We start from the raw sequence: 15,902 nt of genomic DNA on the forward strand, positions 1-15,902 counted from the left end.
CTAGAAGTACCCCTCGCGCTTGCGGTCTTCCATCGCGGCCTCGGACATCTTGTCGTCGGCGCGGGTGGCGCCGCGCTCGGTGAGGCGGGAGGCGGCGATCTCCACGATCACCTTCTCGATGGTGTCGGCGTCGGAGTCCACCGCGCCGGTGCAGGACATGTCGCCGACAGTCCGGTAGCGCACGAGCCGCTTCTCGACGCTCTCGCCCTCCTTCGGCCCGCCCCACTCGCCGGCGGTCAGCCACATCCCGGCGCGCCGGAACACCTCGCGCTCGTGCGCGTAGTAGATCTCGGGCAGCTCGATGCCCTCGCGGGCGATGTACTGCCACACGTCCAGCTCGGTCCAGTTGGACAGCGGGAACACCCGCACGTGCTCACCCGGGGCGTGCCGGCCGTTGTACAGGTTCCACAGCTCGGGGCGCTGGCGGCGCGGGTCCCACTGGGAGAACTCGTCGCGCAGCGAGAACACCCGCTCCTTGGCGCGGGCCTTCTCCTCGTCGCGGCGCCCGCCGCCGAAGACGGCGTCGAACCGCTCGGCCTGGATCCTCTCGGTCAGCGGCAGCGTCTGCAGCGGGTTGCGGGTGCCGTCCGGGCGCTCCTTGAGCACGCCGCGGTCGATGTAGTCCTGCACGGACGCCACGTGCAGCCGCAGCCCGTGCCGGGCGACGGTGCGGTCGCGGTAGTCGAGGACCTCGGGGAAGTTGTGCCCGGTGTCCACGTGCAGCAGGGAGAACGGCACCGCCGCCGGGCGGAACGCCTTCAGCGCCAGGTGCAGCATGACGATGGAGTCCTTGCCGCCGGAGAAGAGGATCACCGGCCGCTCGAACTCGCCCGCCACCTCGCGGAAGATGTGCACCGCCTCGGACTCGAGGGCGTCCAGGTGCGACAGCGCGTACGGGCTGCCGGTGTGCTCGGACACGGTGGCGACGGTCGTCGTCATGCCAGTCCCCTTTCGGTCAGCAGGGCGTACACCGACGCCGCGGACTCCTGCACGGTCTGGTGCTGCGACTCGATCCGCAGATCGGGCGAGGCGGGCTCCTCGTACGGGTCGTCGACGCCGGTGAGCCCGGTGAGTTCGCCGGCGGCCTGCTTGGCGTACAGCCCCTTCACGTCCCGCTCGCTGCACACCTCGACCGGTGTGGCCACGTGCACCTCGACGTAGGCCGTCCCGTTCGCCTGGTGGCGCTTGCGGACCGCCTCGCGGCTGTCCTGGTAGGGCGCGATGACCGGGACGAGGGCCAGCACGCCGTTGCGGGCGAGCAGTTCGGCGACGAAGCCGATGCGCTGCACGTTGGTGTGCCGGTCCTCGCGGCTGAAGCCCAGGCCCGCCGAGAGGAACTCGCGGATCTCGTCGCCGTCGAGCACCTCGACCCGCTGTCCCCGCTCGCGCAGCCGGCCGGCCAGTTCGTGGGCGATGGTGGTCTTGCCCGCACTCGGCAGACCCGTGAGCCAGACGGTGGCTCCGGTCGTCACGTGAGTCTCCTGAATCGTCTGAGTCGTCTGAGTCGTCGAAAGCTTCCGGGCCGCCGGGGTCGCCGTCATCCGTGCAGCCCGCACTCGGTCTTGGCGCGGCCCGCCCAGCGGCCGGCGCGCGCGTCCTCGCCCTCCAGCACCCGGCGGGTGCAGGGGGCGCAGCCGACGGAGGCGTAGCCGTCCGTCAGCAGCGGGTTCGTCAGGACCCCGTGCTCGGTGACGTAGGCGTCCACGTCGTCCTGGGTCCAGCGGGCGATCGGGGAGATCTTGACCTTCTGCCGCTTGTCGTCCCAGCCGACCACGGGGGTGTTCGCGCGGGTCGGCGACTCGTCGCGGCGCAGCCCGGTCGCCCAGGCCAGGTAGCCCTGGAGGCCCTCCTCCAGCGGCCGGACCTTGCGCAGCCGGCAGCACAGGTCGGGGTTCCGGTCGTGCAGCTTCGGGCCGTACTCGGCGTCCTGCTCGGCGACCGTCTGCCGCGGGGTGAGGGTGATGACGTTGACGTCCATCACGGCGTCCACCGCGTCCCGGGTGCCGATGGTCTCCTCGAAGTGGTAGCCGGTGTCGAGGAAGACGACGTCGACGCCGGGCATGGCGCGCGAGGCGAGGTGGGCGACCACGGCGTCCTCCATGGAGGAGGTCACGCAGAAGCGCTTGCCGAACGTCCCGGCCGCCCAGGTGAGGATCTCCAGCGCGGAGGCGTCCTCCAAGTCGCGGCCCGCCTGCTCGGCGAGCGCCTTCAACTGGTCGGTGCTTCGCTCTTCCTGAGTGGTCGTCATATCGGTTCCCCTCCGGAGTCGGCTCGCTTCGCCCCCTGGGACAGCAGCCCGAGGAACTTCAGCCGGAACGCCCGGCTGCACGCCGCGCACTCCCACGCGCCGTGCCCCTCCTCGCTCGGCCGCAGGTCCTCGTCGCCGCAGTAGGGGCAGTAGAACGGCGCCATGCGCTCGCTCACGACAGGGCCTCCTCGTCGGCCCGGGACGCCCAGGCGGCGAACCGCTCGCCGTCCGTGCGCTCGGCCTGGAAGCGCTTCAGCACGCGCTCGATGTAGTCGGGCAGTTCGTCGGAGGTGACCTTCAGGCCGCGCACCTTGCGGCCGAACCCGGCCTCCAGGCCGAGCGCCCCGCCCAGGTGCACCTGGTAGCCCTCGACCTGCTCGCCCCGGTCGTTCAGGACGAGCTGCCCCTTGAGACCGATGTCCGCCACCTGGATGCGGGCGCAGGCGTTCGGGCAGCCGTTGAGGTTGATGGTGAGCGGCTCGTCGAACTCCGGCAGGCGGCGCTCCAGTTCGTCGATGAGCTGCGCACCGCGCTGCTTGGTCTCGACGATGGCGAGCTTGCAGAACTCGATGCCGGTGCAGGCCATGGTGCCGCGCCGGAACGAGGAGGGGCGCGCGGTCAGGTCGAGTGCCTCCAGGCCCTCCACCAGCGAGTCGACCTGGTCCTCCTCGACGTCCAGGACGATCATCTTCTGCTCGACGGTGGTGCGCACCCGGCCCGACCCGTGGGCCTCGGCGAGGTCGGCGATCTTGGTGAGCGTCGCACCGTCGACCCGGCCCACGCGCGGGGCGAAGCCGACGTAGAAGCGGCCGTCCTTCTGCCGGTGCACACCGATGTGGTCGCGCCACTGCTGCGAGGGCTGCTCCGGGGCGGGGCCGTCGGTCAGCTTCCGCCCGCCCAGGTACTCGTCCTCCAGCACCTGCCGGAACTTCTCCGCGCCCCAGTCGGCGACCAGGAACTTCAGCCGGGCGCGGTTGCGCAGCCGGCGGTAGCCGTAGTCGCGGAAGATGGAGATGACGCCCTCGTAGACGTCCGGGACGTCCTCGATGGCCACCCAGGCACCCAGCCGCACGCCGAGCTTGGGGTTGGTGGACAGGCCGCCGCCGACCCACACGTCGAAGCCGGGGCCGTGCTCGGGGTGCTCCACGCCGACGAACGCGACGTCGTTGATCTCGTGCACCACGTCCAGCAGGGGAGAGCCCGAGATGGCCGTCTTGAACTTCCGCGGCAGGTTCGAGTACGCCGGGTTGTCCAGCACCCGGCGCTTCATCTCCTCCAGGGCCGGGGTGGCGTCGATGATCTCGTCCTCGGCGATGCCCGCCACCGGGGAGCCGATCATCACACGCGGGGTGTCACCGCAGGCCGTGATCGTGGACAGGCCCACGCCCTCCAGGCGGTTCCAGATCTCGGGCACGTCCTCGATCCGGATCCAGTGGTACTGCACGTTCTGCCGGTCGGTGATGTCCGCGGTGCCGCGCGCGAACTCCTGCGAGACCTCGCCGATGACCCTCAGCTGCCGCGTCGTCAGCGCCCCGCCGTCGATGCGCACGCGCAGCATGAAGTACTCGTCGTCCAGCTCCTCCGGCTCCAGGATCGCCGTCTTGCCGCCGTCGATCCCGGGCTTGCGCTGGGTGTACAGGCCCCACCAGCGCATCCGGCCGCGCAGGTCGTTCGGGTCGATCGAGGCGAAGCCCCGCTTGGAGTAGATCGTCTCAATGCGCGTCCGCACGTTGAGACCGTCGTCGTCCTTCTTGAACTGCTCGTTGCCGTTCAGCGGGGTGAAGTGCCCCGCGGCCCACTGGCCTTCTCCGCGGTGACGGCTCGCCTTGCGGCGGGGAGTCGCGGCGGCAGGCTTCTGCGGGGTGGCGGCCATGGGGATACGTCCTTCGGACAGCGATCGGGCAGGGGGCGGCGCGCGGCGCCGTCGTTGAGGGGTGGCGGGCGGGAGGCTCTGACCTGCGCGTGCGCGCACGAGCGCACGTGCGCGTCGTTGCGCGGGCAGCAGGCGGGAGAGGGGGGATGTGCGGCGTGTGCTGAGTGCTCTCAGTGCGCCGGACAGATGGCGCTGGACATGCGGCCGAGGTCGACGTGCCGTCGACTCACCAAGGCGATTCCAGTTCCAGACATGGCGGAAGCGTGTCACGGCGATCTGGACACAGTCCAGCATTGTCCAAGATGCGGACACCCTTGTCTCGTAGAGCAAGACAAGGGTGTTCTGGGTCACATCGTGCCGGGTGGCGGTGTCCGTCCCGGTCAGGCGGGGAACGCCCCGGGCCAGGGTCCCGGAGTGGCCACGTCTGCTTCCTCCTCGACCTTGGTGTCGAACAGCGTGAAGCCGCGCCGGCGGTAGTTGTCCATCGCGTGCTCGCCGTCCTTGCTGCAGGTGTGCAGCCACACCCGCTTCGTCGGCGTCAGTCCGGCCCAGCGGTCCGCGAGGTCCCAGGCCCGGGCCGTGCCGTAGGAGAGCAGGTGCCCGCCGATGCGCCGGCCGCGGAAGGCCGGGAGCAGCCCGAAGTACACGATCTCCACGACCGCGTCGTCCTGCGCCTCCAGCTCCACGTACCCGGCGGGCGTACCCCGGTCGTAGGCCACCCACGTCTCCACACCGGGCCGGGCCAGGTGCTCCGTCCAGCGCGCGTACGACCAGCCCAGCCGGTCCGTCCAGCGGATGTCGCCGCCGACCGAGGCGTACAGGAACCGGCTGAACTCGGGCGAGGGCACCTCGGAGCGGACGATCCGGACGTCCCCTTCCGGCTTCTCGGCCGGCAGCAGGTCGGTGGGGGCGGTCTGCTCCAGCGACCAGGTGGTCACGGCGATGGTGGTCATGCGGGCCAGAAAATCATCCGGCCCGCCGGTCTGTCGATGCCGGTCCCTCCGCCTCCCGGCCCGCGGGGCGCTCGACGGCCCGGTTCGCCTACTCGTCCGAGGAGCGTTCCGCGGCCCGGTCGACCGACGCCAGCGGCACCGCGAACAGCATCCGCCCCGACTGGGACCACACCTCCCCGGTCTCCTCCCAGTAGGACAGGGAGCCCGAGCCGCCGCTCCAGCACTGGCGCGTCTCGTCCGGCCCGCACGCGGCCGCCCCCGCGCCCCCGGTGTCCTGGCGCCACAGCGTCCCGTGCGCCCCCGGCTCGTCCGCCGCCCGGTCCAGGTACCAGGCCGAGCCGCGCGCCAGCACGCCCCGCACGTCGGCCGCCTTCGACTCGTACGCCGCCACCGGCTCCGCCCGCCCCGAGGCGCCGGTGGACAGCAGCCCCGAGCGGGCCGGGTCCCGGCTGAGGGCGTAGCGCCACAGCCGGGTGCGCCGCTCGCCGTCGGTGGGCACCCACTCGCCGGTGACCAGGCTGTCGGGGGAGGTGCTGCGGTCCAGGGAGACCGCGGCCGGGCGCGGACCGCCCGCGGGCAGGCGGTAGGAGGCGACGGCGGGCAGGACGAAGCGGGAGCCGTGCGCCGACCAGCCGCCGCGCACCCGGCCGACCGCGCCGGAGGCGACACTCGCGCGCTGGATGCGGTGCAGGTCGAACACGTACAGCCCCTGCCGGTCGCCGTCGCGGGTCGTCACCAGCAGCTTGTCCTGGTACCAGGTCATCCCCGACAGGGGGGAGACGAGGCCGCGGTAGTCCCGGCCGCCGTCCACCGGGACGGCCAGCAGCGCCCAGGCGTAGCGCGGCCGCGCCGGGTCGTCCGCGTCGACGAAGGCGACCTTGGCCAGGCCCTGCTCGGGGGACGGCCCGTCCAGGGAGCCGCCCTCGCCGCCGCGGGTCCAGCCGGACAGGACGACACGGTTCGCGCCCCAGCGGCCGTCGTCGTCCGCGTCGCCCGAGGTGGTCACCGCGCCGGGCTGCCAGCCCCGGGTGTCGGCCTCGCCGAAGCAGTACGCCCGGGTCGCCGCGGGGGCGACGGGCAGGTCGCGCCGGTCCGCGGCCGGACAGCGTGCCGCCCGGTGCAGGGGCAGGTCCGCGTCCTCCAGCACCGCGCCGACCCCGACCGGCCGGCCCATCCCGGCCGCGAGCCGGTCCAGCCACCTCTGGGGCACCCGGTGCTCGGCCAGCGCCGGCCGCGCGGTCCCGGAAGGCGACGTCACCGTGCGCAGGGCCCCGGGGGTCTCGGCGACCGTGGCCTGCGAGGCGCTGATCAACGTGGCGGCGGCGGTGAGCGCGAGAGCCGTCCCGGCGAGGGTCGCGCGCAGCGCCCTGCCCCGTCTGCGCCGCCGGTGTCTGCCGCGATGCTTCATACCGTCCTCCCGAGACGGACCAACTGCGCCCTGTGATCCGCACGTTGACGCAGGAGCAGGTGGGGGTGGCCCGTACACGGATGCTACGGCAGGTGAGGGCCCGGCGGACGAAGACCCTGCAAATATGCGCAAGATGCACTCCTGGGGACGGACCCGCGCGTACGGCGGGTGAACCTCAGGGCGCCGGTGCGGACCCGCGGTGCCGGCTCACCGCCGGCGCGGCCGAGTGCGGCAGCAGATCGCGCGGATCGTCCGGGAGCACCACCTCCACCTGCACGTCCTCGGCGAACCGGTACGGCCGGTGCTGCAGGAACGCGCCCAGATAGCGCCGCACCCGCGACATCTCCGCCCGGACCGTCACCGTGCGGCCCGGGTCGCCGAACACGTCCCCGGCCAGACCCGAGGCGCTGCGCCCCGAGCGGTGCACGGCCAGGAGGTAGAGCAACTCGGCGTGCCGCGGGCTCAGTTCCCGCGTCCAGGAGCCCGCCCCGCCGGACACCTCCACCGACCAGCGGCGCGCGCGGCCGAGGTCGAGCACGATCCGGGCCGAGCCCTGCGGCCCCGGCCCGTCGGCGGCGGGCCGCAGCAGCCAGCCCCCGGCCAGCGGCTCCACCGCGCACAGCCCGAGCGCCGGGAGCCACCTCTGGCCCGGGGACAGGCCCTTGGGCAGCGCCACCCGCCGCGTGTACGGCATCCCGCCCACCGCGGCGGTCCAGCCGTCCGGGTCGACGACCACGGCCCGCCCGGTGAGCCGGGCCAGCATCGGAGCCGCCACCGCCCGCAGCCGCTCCAGCGACTCCAGGTGCATCTCCCGCAGCCGCGCCTCGGCGAGCTTGGCCACCGAGTCCACCCAGGCGAGCGTGGCCGGGTGCATGGTCTCCAGCGGGCCGCTGACGTCGACCACGCCGAGCAGCCGGCCGTCCCGCGGGTCCGTCAGCGGGGCGCCGGCACAGGTCCATTCGGTCTGGAAGCTCACGAAGTGCTCGGAGGCGAAGACCTGGACGGGCCGGCGCACCACGGCCGGGGTGCCCACGCCGTTGGTCCCGACGACGTCCTCACGCCAGTCCGCGCCGAGCGCGAAACCCAGCCCGTCCGCCTTGCGCAGCACCGGGGCGCTGCCCTCGCGCCACAGCACCCGGCCCTCCTCGTCGGCCACGACCATGATGTGGTGCGCCACGTCCGCGGCCGCCAGCAGCCCCTCGCGCAGCACCGGCAGCACGTGCCGCAGCACCGACGTCTCGCGCCGCCGCTGCACCTCCTCGCGGGAGAGCGGATCGGCCCGGACGCCGCGGTCCGGATCGACGCCGCTGCGCAGCATCCGGTCCCAGGACTCCTCGATCACCGGGCGCGGTGCGACGGGGCCGGGCCGGCCCGAGAGCCGGGCCGCACGGACCTCGCTGAGGACCCGGGCCGCGCGGGAGGTGTCCACGGCGGCCAGGTGCGTGACGTCCATACGCGTGCGCCCCCAGGATCGCGGCTGACTGTGTGTCTCATAGTGCCGTCTGCCCGAGAGCGTCGTGCACACTCCGCACACAGTCAGCAGCAAGTTGCAACCCCCTGCAACCCTGGTGAACGGCCCGGAGGTGTCCGAAACTTGATCTGCGCCGTCCCGAGCGGCGTTCACGGCTCGAAGGGGCCTGTGCGGCGGGGGTGGTGCCGTGTCGGCGCAGCACCACCCCCGCTTTCCCGGTCCCCGGTCCTGAACGGCCGGTCAGGACACCGGCCGGGCGCGCTCCACCACGGAGGCCAGATCCAGCGTGTGCGGCAGCGTCCCGAAGGCCGCGCCGCCGTCACCGCCCAGCCGGCCCGCGCAGAACGCGTCGGCCACCTGCGGCGGCGCGAACCGGACCAGCAGGGATCCCTGCAGCACCAGCGCGAGCCGCTCCACCAGCCGCCGGGCCCGCCCCTCCACGCCGTCCAGGTCGGCGAGTTCCGTCAGCAGGTCCTTGACGGCCGCGTCCAGCCGGTGGTCGGCGCCGCGCGCCTGCCCGACCTCGCGCAGGTACGCGTCCAGCGCCGCCGGCTCCCGCCGGAGCGCCCGCACCACGTCGAGCGCCTGGACGTTGCCCGCACCCTCCCAGATCGAGTTCAGCGGCGACTCGCGCACCAGCCGGGGCATGCCCGACTCCTCGACGTAGCCGTTGCCGCCCAGGCACTCCGCCGCCTCCACCGCCACCGCCGGGCACCGCTTGGTCACCCAGTACTTGGCGGCCGGCACCGCGATCCGCAGCAGCGCCCGCTCCTGCTCACCGCCGTCGTCCCAGGCCGCGGCCAGCCGCAGGGCGAGCGTCGTCGCCGCCTCCGACTCCAGCGCCAGGTCGGCCAGCACATTGCGCATCAGCGGCTGGTCGGTGAGCTTCGAGCCGAAGGCCTCCCGGTGGGAGCAGTGGTGCACGGCCTGCGCGACGGCCTGGCGCATCAGCCCCGCCGACCCCAGCACGCAGTCGAGCCGGGTCGCCGCGACCATCTCGATGATGGTGCGCACCCCGCGCCCCTCCTCGCCGACCCGGCGGGCCCAGGTGCCGTCGAACTCGACCTCCGCCGAGGCGTTCGACCGGTTGCCCAGCTTGTCCTTGAGCCGCTGGAGCAGGAACACGTTGCGCGTGCCGTCCCGCAGCACCCGCGGCACCAGGAAGCAGGTCAGCCCGCCCGGCGCCTGCGCCAGCACCAGGAAACCGTCGGACATCGGCGCCGAGCAGAACCACTTGTGCCCGGTCAGCTCGTACGTCCCGTCCTGCGCCAGCGGCCGTGCCGAGGTGGTGTTCGCCCGGACGTCGCTGCCGCCCTGCTTCTCGGTCATGCCCATCCCGAACAGCGCCCCCGCCTTCAGGTGCGCGGGCCGCAGCTCGCGGTCGTAGACCATGGACGTCAGCCGCGGCTCCCACTCGGCGGCCAGCTCCGGGTCGGTGCGCAGGGCGGGCACGGCCGCGTGGGTCATGGACAGCGGGCAGCCGTTGCCGGCCTCGACCTGCGTCCACACCACGAACGCGGCGGCCCGCCGCACGTGGCCGGCCGGCCGGTCCCAGGCGGCCGTCAGGCCGGCCGAGACGCCCTTGCCGAGCAGCCGGTGCCAGGAGGGGTGGAACTCGACCTCGTCGATCCGGTTGCCGTACCGGTCGTGGGTGCGCAGCCGCGGCGGGTTCTCGTTGGCGAGGACTCCCCACTCCTGCACCTGGGCCGAGCCGGAGGTGCGCCCGAGGGCCGACAGTTCGCCGAGCACCTCCTCGCGCAGGCCCGGTTCCACGTGTCGTTCGACCGCGGCGGCCAGGGCCCGGTCGGCGGAGAAGACGTCGTACCCGACCAGGGGCGGGACCTGGTTCGTCACGGTGTGCGTGCTGCCTGCCATGGTGCGAACGTACCCCGTGCCCCCGCCCTGCTCACCGGCGGAGCCGGGCGGGTCCGCACGGACCCGGCCTGTGGGTGAGTGGGGCCGGACGTGACGGATACCGTTAGGGGGTGCAGCCAGCAAGTGACACCCCCGACGCGCCCTCCGGGCGCCTCCACAGGGCGCGTGCCCTGTACCGGAACGTCTCCAAGCGCAAGACCGCCTGGCTGCTGCTGAAGGACACCGTCAACTCCTGCATCGAGTACCGCATCCTGGGGCTGGCGGCCGAGGCCGCGTTCTTCACCCTGCTGTCGGTGCCCCCGCTGCTGCTGAGCATGATCGGACTGCTCGGCTACGTCGACGCCTGGACCGGCGCCGACACCATCCAGAGCCTGCAGCACAACCTCCTGAACGCCGCCCGCACGGTCCTGTCCGACCGGGGCGTGCGCGAGATCGCGGAGCCGATCCTGCACGACGTGACCAAGGGCGGCCGGCCCGACGTCATCTCCCTCGGCTTCCTGTTCGCCCTGTGGTCCGGCTCCCGCGCGGTGAACGTCTTCATCGACACGATCACCGTCATGTACGGCCTCGACGGCGTCCGGGGCATCGTCAAGACCCGCCTGATGGCCTTCCTGCTGTTCATCGTGGCCCTGCTGATCGGCTCCGTGGCGCTGCCGCTGATGGTGGCCGGGCCCGACGCCGTGGTGCGGATCGTGCCCTGGTCGACGACGGTCGTGCAGGTCCTGTACTGGCCGGTGGTCATCCTGCTGTCCATCGCGTTCCTGACCACGCTCTACCACGTGTCCGTCCCGGTGCGCTCCCCGTGGATCGAGGACGTGCCCGGCGCCCTCGTCGCCCTCGGCATGTGGGTGCTGGGCAGCTTCCTGCTGCGGATCTACCTGACCAGCACGGTCGAGGGACCCACGATCTACGGCTCCCTCGCCGCGCCCGTCGCCGTCCTGCTGTGGATCGGTGTGTCCGCGTTCGCCGTGCTCGTCGGGGCCGCGGTCAACGCCGCCATCGACCGCGTCTGGCCCGCCGCCGCGACCGCCGCAGCCCGCGAGGCCAACGAGCGCATGCGGCAGGCCCAGGTCGCCGAGTACGTGGCCCGCGCGGCCGCCCAGGGCGAGGCCGACCCGGACATGCCCTCCGAGTTCCCCGAGCGCTGGTCCCGCTTCCTGCCCCCCGAGGACGTCTCGTCCCGGTTGCGGACGCATGTGAAGAGCACCCACGCCAGGAACGGCCAGAGCCACGCGGAAGGCAGGGAACCGGGGGACAAGTGACCGCACGGGACGCGGACCGCCGGCGAGGAGGCCTCCCGCCCGCGGGCCGCCGTCCCGTCACCGGAGCGGCGCGGCGTGGCCCTCCGTCCCGGCGGCTCGGGCCCGCCACGTTCCCGTCGCCGCCTCCTCGCGGGCGAAGTCCGCGAAGTCGCGGGGCTCCCGGCCCAGGACCGCGCGGACACCGTCGCACAGGTGCGCGTTGCGGCCGTCCAGCAGCGTGTCGAAGACCGCGGTGAGGGCCTCCACCTCCTGCTGCGGCACCCCGAAGCCGGCCAGCGCCCGCCCGTAGTCCCGCGTCGGGACGGGCCGGTAGGCCAGCGTGCGGCCCGCCGCCCGGGCGATCTCCGCCACCGCTTCCCCGAAGGTCAGCAGCCGAGGCCCGGTCAGGGCCAGGGTCCGCCCGGCGTACCGGTCGCCGGACGTCAGGACGGCCACCACCACGTCCGCCACGTCCCGCACGTCGACGAACGGCTCCCGCACCTCGCCCGCCGGGAACACCAGCTCCCCGCGCTCCCGCAACTCCTCCACCAGCGGTCCCTCGCTGAAGTTCTGCGCGAACCACGCGGACCGCACCACCGTCGAGCGTGCCCCGGAGGCGTGCAGCGCCTCCTCGGCCGGCAGCGCCTGGTCCTCGCCCCGCGCGGACAGCAGCACCAGCCGCCGCACCCCGAGCCCCACGGCCCGCCGCGCGAGCGCGCCGACCGCCTCGGCGGCGCCGGGCGCTCCCACGTCCGAGGGCACGGCCAGATAGGCGGCGCCCGCCCCGCGCAGCGTCGGCTCCCAGGTCGAGTCGTCCCACCAGTCGAAGCCCGTCGCCCGCGACGCCGCCCGCACGGAGAGTCCCGCCGCCCGCGCGGCCCGCGCCACCCTGCTGCCGGTCCGGCCCGAGGCGCCCGTCACCACGACGGTCGCCCCCCGCGCCCCCCGCGCACCGCTCCGCGGCACGCTCCCGGTCTCCACGCCGTCGATCTCCACGTTCCCGGTCTCCGCGCCGTCGATCTCCCTGCCCTCGGTCTCCACGTTCCCGGTCATCGCCTCCTCGGCCGTGACCTGCTCGGCCTTCCGGTTCTCCGTCCGCGTGTGCTCCGCCGTGTTCGTCATGCCGTCGAGTCAACTGCCGTGCGCGGCACGGAACCATCGCCGAACGGCTCGTTCCCATACGCCCGCGTCTACGCTGACCCCATGGACGCACTCACCGGCCTGCTGGAGGGTCCCCGTGCCAGGGGCGCGTTCATGATCAGGGCGTGCTTCGACCCGCCCTGGGCGGTGCGGGTGGAGGACGGGGCGCCGCTCACCGTGATGCTCGTGGTCCGCGGCGAGGCCCTGGTCCTGCCCGACGGGCGCGAACCGGTCCGGCTGCGCGCCGGGGACCTGGCCATCGCGCGCGGTCCCGCCCCGTACACCTGCGCCGACGCCCCCGGCACGGCACCGCAGGCGCTCATCCTGCCCGGCCAGGAGTGCCACCGCCCCGACGGGCGGCCCCTGAACGGCTCCATGGACCTCGGCGTGCGCACCTGGGGCGACCGCCCCGAGGGTGCCACGGTGCTGCTGATCGGGACCTACCCCCGGCGCGGCGAGATCGGCGGCCGGCTGCTCGACGCCCTGCCGCCGCTGCTGACCCTCACCCCCGAGGCGTGGGACTGCCCCCTCACGCCCTACCTGTGCGAGGAGATCGTGCGGGACCGGCCCGGCCAGGAGGTCGTGCTCGACCGGCTGCTGGACCTGCTGGTGATCGCCGCGCTGCGGGCCTGGTTCGCCCGGCCCGAGGCGGAGGCCCCCGCCTGGTACCGGGCCCTGGCCGACCCGGTCGTCGGCGGTGTGCTGCGGCTGCTCCAGGACGATCCGGCCCACCCGTGGACGGTCGCCGCGCTCGCCGCGAAGGCCGGGGTGTCCCGCGCCGCCCTCGCCCGCCGCTTCACCGCCCTCGTGGGCGAGCCGCCGATGACGTACCTCACCGGCTGGCGCCTGGCCCTGGCCGCCGACCGGCTCCGCGACAGCGACGACACGCTCGACGCGGTGGCCCGCAGGGTCGGCTACGGCAGCGCGTTCGCCCTGTCGACGGCGTTCAAGCGCGTGTACGGGGTGAGCCCGGACGGCTACCGGGACCGCCGTGCCGGGTGAAGCGCCGCTCCCCGCTCTGGAATGATCAGGCCGATCTTCTGAACAGTGAGGTGGGGGACATGGCCGTGGTGGTGCTCCTGGGGGTGCTCGCGCTCGTCGTGGGCGGGTGCGTGTGCGTGGTGTGGGCCGAACGGGGAGGCCCCCGCTGGGTCCGTGTGGTGGCGGCTCTGACGCGGGGCGCGGGCGCGCTGCTGCACACCGCGGGGAAGGGCAGCCGGAGAGGCGGCGGCAGCAGCTCCGCCGACGACGGCGACTAGGACGACGACCGGAAACCCCGCACGCACGGCCCGGCCCCGCCCGCGGCGGGACCGGCGGCGGGGGCTGCTCGCCGGGGGACGGTGGCCGTGGCTTCTCGCCGTGCAGGCCCGGCCCGCCGCTCCCGGCCGTGCGAGGCCCGGCCCTGCGCTCCCCGCCGTGCGAACGGTGGCCGGGGCTGCCCGCCGTGAAGGTTGCCGGGGCTCCCTGCGGCGCGAGGGGTGGCCGGTCACCCGCGGCGCGCATGGCGGCAGGGACTCCCGCCGTGCGAGCGCCGGACCGACCTCCCTGCGCGCGAACGGCGGCCGGGACCCCCTGCCGAGGGGACGGCGACAGGGATCCCCTGCCGGGTGGGTGGCGGCTGGGACCCCGTCGCGTGAGTCGTGGGCCGGCATCCTGCCCCGCGCGCCCGACAGGCATCCCCTGCCAGGTGGGTGGCGGACGGGGCCCCGCCGCGCGGAGTCGTGGGCCGGCCCCCTGCCCCGCGCGCCGCGGCGGTCGTAGGCTTTCGGCGTGTACGCCGAGCGCCCCTCCCGGCTCGCCGGTGCCGTGGTGTGGACGAACACCCCGGCCGACGGCGGTGCGGGGCGCGTGCTGCCCGACGGGTGCATGGACCTGCTCTGGCACGAGGGACGGCTGCTGGTCGCCGGTCCGGACACCCACGCGCACGTCACCGCCGGTGAGCAGGGCGCCTGGGCGGGCGTCCGCTTCTACCCCGGCACCGCGCCCACGCTCCTCGGCGTGCCCGCGCACGAGCTGCGCGACCGCCGGGTGGCCCTCGCCGAGCTGTGGCCCGCCTCGCGGGCGCGGCGCCTGACGGACCTGGTGAACGCCGCCGCCGACCCGGTGAGCGGTCTGGAGGAGGCGGCCCTGGCCCGCGCGGCCGGCACCGGCCCCCCGGACCCGCTGCTGCGGCAGGTCGTCGCCGCCCTGGCAGCGGGCCGTCCCGTCGCCGCCACCGCCGACGAACTCGGCATCGGCGCCCGCCGGTTGCACCGCCGCTCGCTCGCGGCCTTCGGCTACGGGCCCAAGACCCTGGCCCGCGTCCTGCGGCTGCGCCGCGCGCTCGTCCTGGCCCGGGACGGGGTGCCCTTCGCGGACACGGCCGCCCGGGCCGGCTACGCCGACCAGGCCCATCTCGCGCGCGACGTCCGGGAGTTCACGGGGCTGCCGCTAGGCGAGCTGCTCGCCGGAGGAGGGTAGCGGCGCGAACAGGTCCACCCCGTTGCCGTCCGGGTCGAGCACGACGGCGTACCGCTGTCCCCAGAAGGCGTCCCAGGGCTTGAGTTCGCCGCGGTACCCGGCACCCGTCAGCTCCTCGAACAGCGTGTCCACCTCGCCGGGCGCCTCGCAGCGCAGGGCCAGCGAGGTGCGGCCCCCGCCCGCGGGCGGCCGCCAGGAGGGCAGGAAGGAGCGGACCGTCTCCTCGGTGTCGAGCATCAGGCGCAGCCCGCCCGGCAGTTCTGCCTCGGTGTGGGGCTGGTCGCCGGCGTCCTGCGGGAACGCGAACCCGAGCCGGCGGTAGAAGGCGACGGAGGCGGCCATGTCGGAGACCACCATGCCGATGGCGTCGAATCGTGCAGTCATGGGCCCACCGTAGGCAGGGCCGGGGCAGGGGTCTTGAAGGAAACGGACACCCTCCGCGAGCCGCGTCCGGTCCACCGCCGTGCACGGACGGCCCCGCGTCTTCTAGGTTCGGATGCCATGGCTCCCCGACTGCTCGTCCACACCCGCACCACCGACTACCGGCACGAGTCCATCCCGGCCGGTGTCGCCGCCCTGCGCGGCCTCGGCGGCTTCGACGTCCACGCCACCGAGGACCCGGCCGCCCTTGAGCAGCCGCTGGACGCCTACGCGGCCGTCGTCTTCCTCTCCACCAGCGGCGAGATCCTCACCGCCGCCGGCCGGCGGACCCTGGCCGCGTACGTCGGGTCCGGCGGTGCCTTCGTGGGCGTGCACGCCGCGGCCTGCACGGAGTACGACTGGCCCCTGTACGGCGAGCTGCTCGGTGCGCGGTTCGCCCGCCACCCCCCGTACCAGCCCGGCAGGGCCCTGGTCGAGGACCCCGACCACCCGGCGACCCGCCATCTGCCGGCCGTCTGGGACGTCACCGACGAGTGGTACGACTTCCGCACCAACCCGCGCGGCGGGGTGCACGTCCTGCTCACCGCCGACGAGTCCTCCTACGAGGGCGGCGGCATGGGCGGGGACCACCCCCTGGCCTGGTGCCGCGACCACGGCCGGGGCCGCGTCTTCTACACCGCCCTCGGCCACGCCGCCGAGGCCTATGACGACCCGGCCTTCCGCGCGCACCTCCTGGGCGGCATCACCTGGGCGGCCCGGCTGTAGCGCGGCCCCGGCTCCAGCGGCCCGGCCCCGGCTCCAGCGGCCCGGCTGCGCCGCCGCCCGGCTCAGCCCGGCCCGGCCGATCCACCG

The 15,902-nt window shown here is 74.4% G+C and carries 17 protein-coding genes; 5 read left to right on the forward strand and 12 right to left on the reverse strand.

The window, feature by feature from the left end:
• From cysD to ACFYWG_RS22620, 10 genes are all read right to left on the reverse strand, one after another.
• Positions 1–939 (reverse strand): sulfate adenylyltransferase subunit CysD, encoded by a 939-nt coding sequence (gene cysD / locus ACFYWG_RS22575; RefSeq protein ID WP_383500360.1) that lies wholly within the window; start codon positions 937–939, stop codon positions 1–3.
• Positions 936–1,472, reverse strand: coding sequence for an adenylyl-sulfate kinase (gene cysC / locus ACFYWG_RS22580; protein ID WP_389203102.1), 537 nt, complete (start codon positions 1,470–1,472; stop codon positions 936–938). The genes cysD and cysC overlap by 4 nt, the downstream gene beginning before the upstream one ends.
• Before the next feature lie 65 nt (positions 1,473–1,537).
• Positions 1,538–2,248, reverse strand: a complete 711-nt coding sequence (locus ACFYWG_RS22585) for a phosphoadenylyl-sulfate reductase (protein ID WP_389203104.1) — start codon at positions 2,246–2,248, stop codon at positions 1,538–1,540.
• A complete protein-coding gene (locus tag ACFYWG_RS22590) occupies positions 2,245–2,424 on the reverse strand; it encodes a hypothetical protein (RefSeq protein WP_376325307.1) in 180 nt (59 codons plus the stop codon). Before ACFYWG_RS22590 ends, ACFYWG_RS22585 begins: the two co-directional genes overlap by 4 nt.
• Positions 2,421–4,121: a nitrite/sulfite reductase gene (locus ACFYWG_RS22595; protein WP_383500351.1), complete on the reverse strand. Its 1,701-nt coding sequence runs from the start codon at positions 4,119–4,121 to the stop codon at positions 2,421–2,423. The genes ACFYWG_RS22590 and ACFYWG_RS22595 overlap by 4 nt, the downstream gene beginning before the upstream one ends.
• A gap of 170 nt (positions 4,122–4,291) precedes the next feature.
• Positions 4,292–4,375: a putative leader peptide gene (locus tag ACFYWG_RS22600; protein ID WP_311241247.1), complete on the reverse strand. Its 84-nt coding sequence runs from the start codon at positions 4,373–4,375 to the stop codon at positions 4,292–4,294.
• 126 nt (positions 4,376–4,501) lie between these two features.
• Complete coding sequence (locus tag ACFYWG_RS22605) at positions 4,502–5,074, reverse strand: GNAT family N-acetyltransferase (RefSeq protein WP_376325313.1); 573 nt, start codon at positions 5,072–5,074, stop codon at positions 4,502–4,504.
• Positions 5,075–5,162: 88 nt separating this feature from the next.
• The gene (locus ACFYWG_RS22610) at positions 5,163–6,482 is read right to left on the reverse strand and encodes a hypothetical protein (RefSeq protein ID WP_389203106.1); all 1,320 of its coding nucleotides are present in this window, start codon (positions 6,480–6,482) and stop codon (positions 5,163–5,165) included.
• A 175-nt stretch (positions 6,483–6,657) separates the two neighbouring features.
• The gene (locus ACFYWG_RS22615; protein WP_389203108.1) at positions 6,658–7,935 is read right to left on the reverse strand and encodes a GAF domain-containing protein; all 1,278 of its coding nucleotides are present in this window, start codon (positions 7,933–7,935) and stop codon (positions 6,658–6,660) included.
• 258 nt (positions 7,936–8,193) lie between these two features.
• Positions 8,194–9,828, reverse strand: a complete 1,635-nt coding sequence (locus ACFYWG_RS22620; RefSeq protein WP_383500342.1) for an acyl-CoA dehydrogenase family protein — start codon at positions 9,826–9,828, stop codon at positions 8,194–8,196.
• 110 nt (positions 9,829–9,938) lie between these two features.
• Here ACFYWG_RS22620 and ACFYWG_RS22625 point away from each other — a divergent pair, with 110 nt between their 5' ends.
• Entirely contained in the window at positions 9,939–11,090 is a 1,152-nt protein-coding gene (locus tag ACFYWG_RS22625; protein ID WP_389203111.1) for a YihY/virulence factor BrkB family protein, read from the forward strand.
• A gap of 57 nt (positions 11,091–11,147) precedes the next feature.
• On the opposite strand, the gene ACFYWG_RS22630 is transcribed toward ACFYWG_RS22625, so the two are convergent.
• Positions 11,148–12,191: an NmrA family transcriptional regulator gene (locus ACFYWG_RS22630; RefSeq protein WP_389203113.1), complete on the reverse strand. Its 1,044-nt coding sequence runs from the start codon at positions 12,189–12,191 to the stop codon at positions 11,148–11,150.
• An 81-nt stretch (positions 12,192–12,272) separates the two neighbouring features.
• On the opposite strand from ACFYWG_RS22630, the gene ACFYWG_RS22635 reads away from it, so the two are divergent.
• The 3 genes from ACFYWG_RS22635 to ACFYWG_RS22645 all read left to right on the forward strand — a co-directional run bounded on the left by ACFYWG_RS22635 (position 12,273) and on the right by ACFYWG_RS22645 (position 14,669).
• On the forward strand, positions 12,273–13,211 hold the full coding sequence (locus ACFYWG_RS22635; protein ID WP_383500333.1) for an AraC family transcriptional regulator: 939 nt from the start codon (positions 12,273–12,275) through the stop codon (positions 13,209–13,211).
• 59 nt (positions 13,212–13,270) lie between these two features.
• Entirely contained in the window at positions 13,271–13,468 is a 198-nt protein-coding gene (locus ACFYWG_RS22640; RefSeq protein WP_383500330.1) for a hypothetical protein, read from the forward strand.
• A 511-nt stretch (positions 13,469–13,979) separates the two neighbouring features.
• Complete coding sequence (locus tag ACFYWG_RS22645; RefSeq protein ID WP_383500327.1) at positions 13,980–14,669, forward strand: helix-turn-helix domain-containing protein; 690 nt, start codon at positions 13,980–13,982, stop codon at positions 14,667–14,669.
• Here ACFYWG_RS22645 and ACFYWG_RS22650 read toward each other — a convergent pair.
• Complete coding sequence (locus ACFYWG_RS22650; protein ID WP_376325335.1) at positions 14,640–15,053, reverse strand: VOC family protein; 414 nt, start codon at positions 15,051–15,053, stop codon at positions 14,640–14,642. The genes ACFYWG_RS22645 and ACFYWG_RS22650 overlap by 30 nt on opposite strands.
• Positions 15,054–15,170: 117 nt before the next feature.
• Between ACFYWG_RS22650 and ACFYWG_RS22655 the strand changes: the two genes are divergently transcribed.
• Positions 15,171–15,815, forward strand: a complete 645-nt coding sequence (locus ACFYWG_RS22655) for a ThuA domain-containing protein (RefSeq protein WP_383500324.1) — start codon at positions 15,171–15,173, stop codon at positions 15,813–15,815.
• Positions 15,816–15,902: the final 87 nt, after the last annotated feature.

The sequence above is a fragment of the Streptomyces sp. NPDC003456 genome, from assembly GCF_042878735.1.
Classification (GTDB): Bacteria; Actinomycetota; Actinomycetes; order Streptomycetales; family Streptomycetaceae; genus Streptomyces.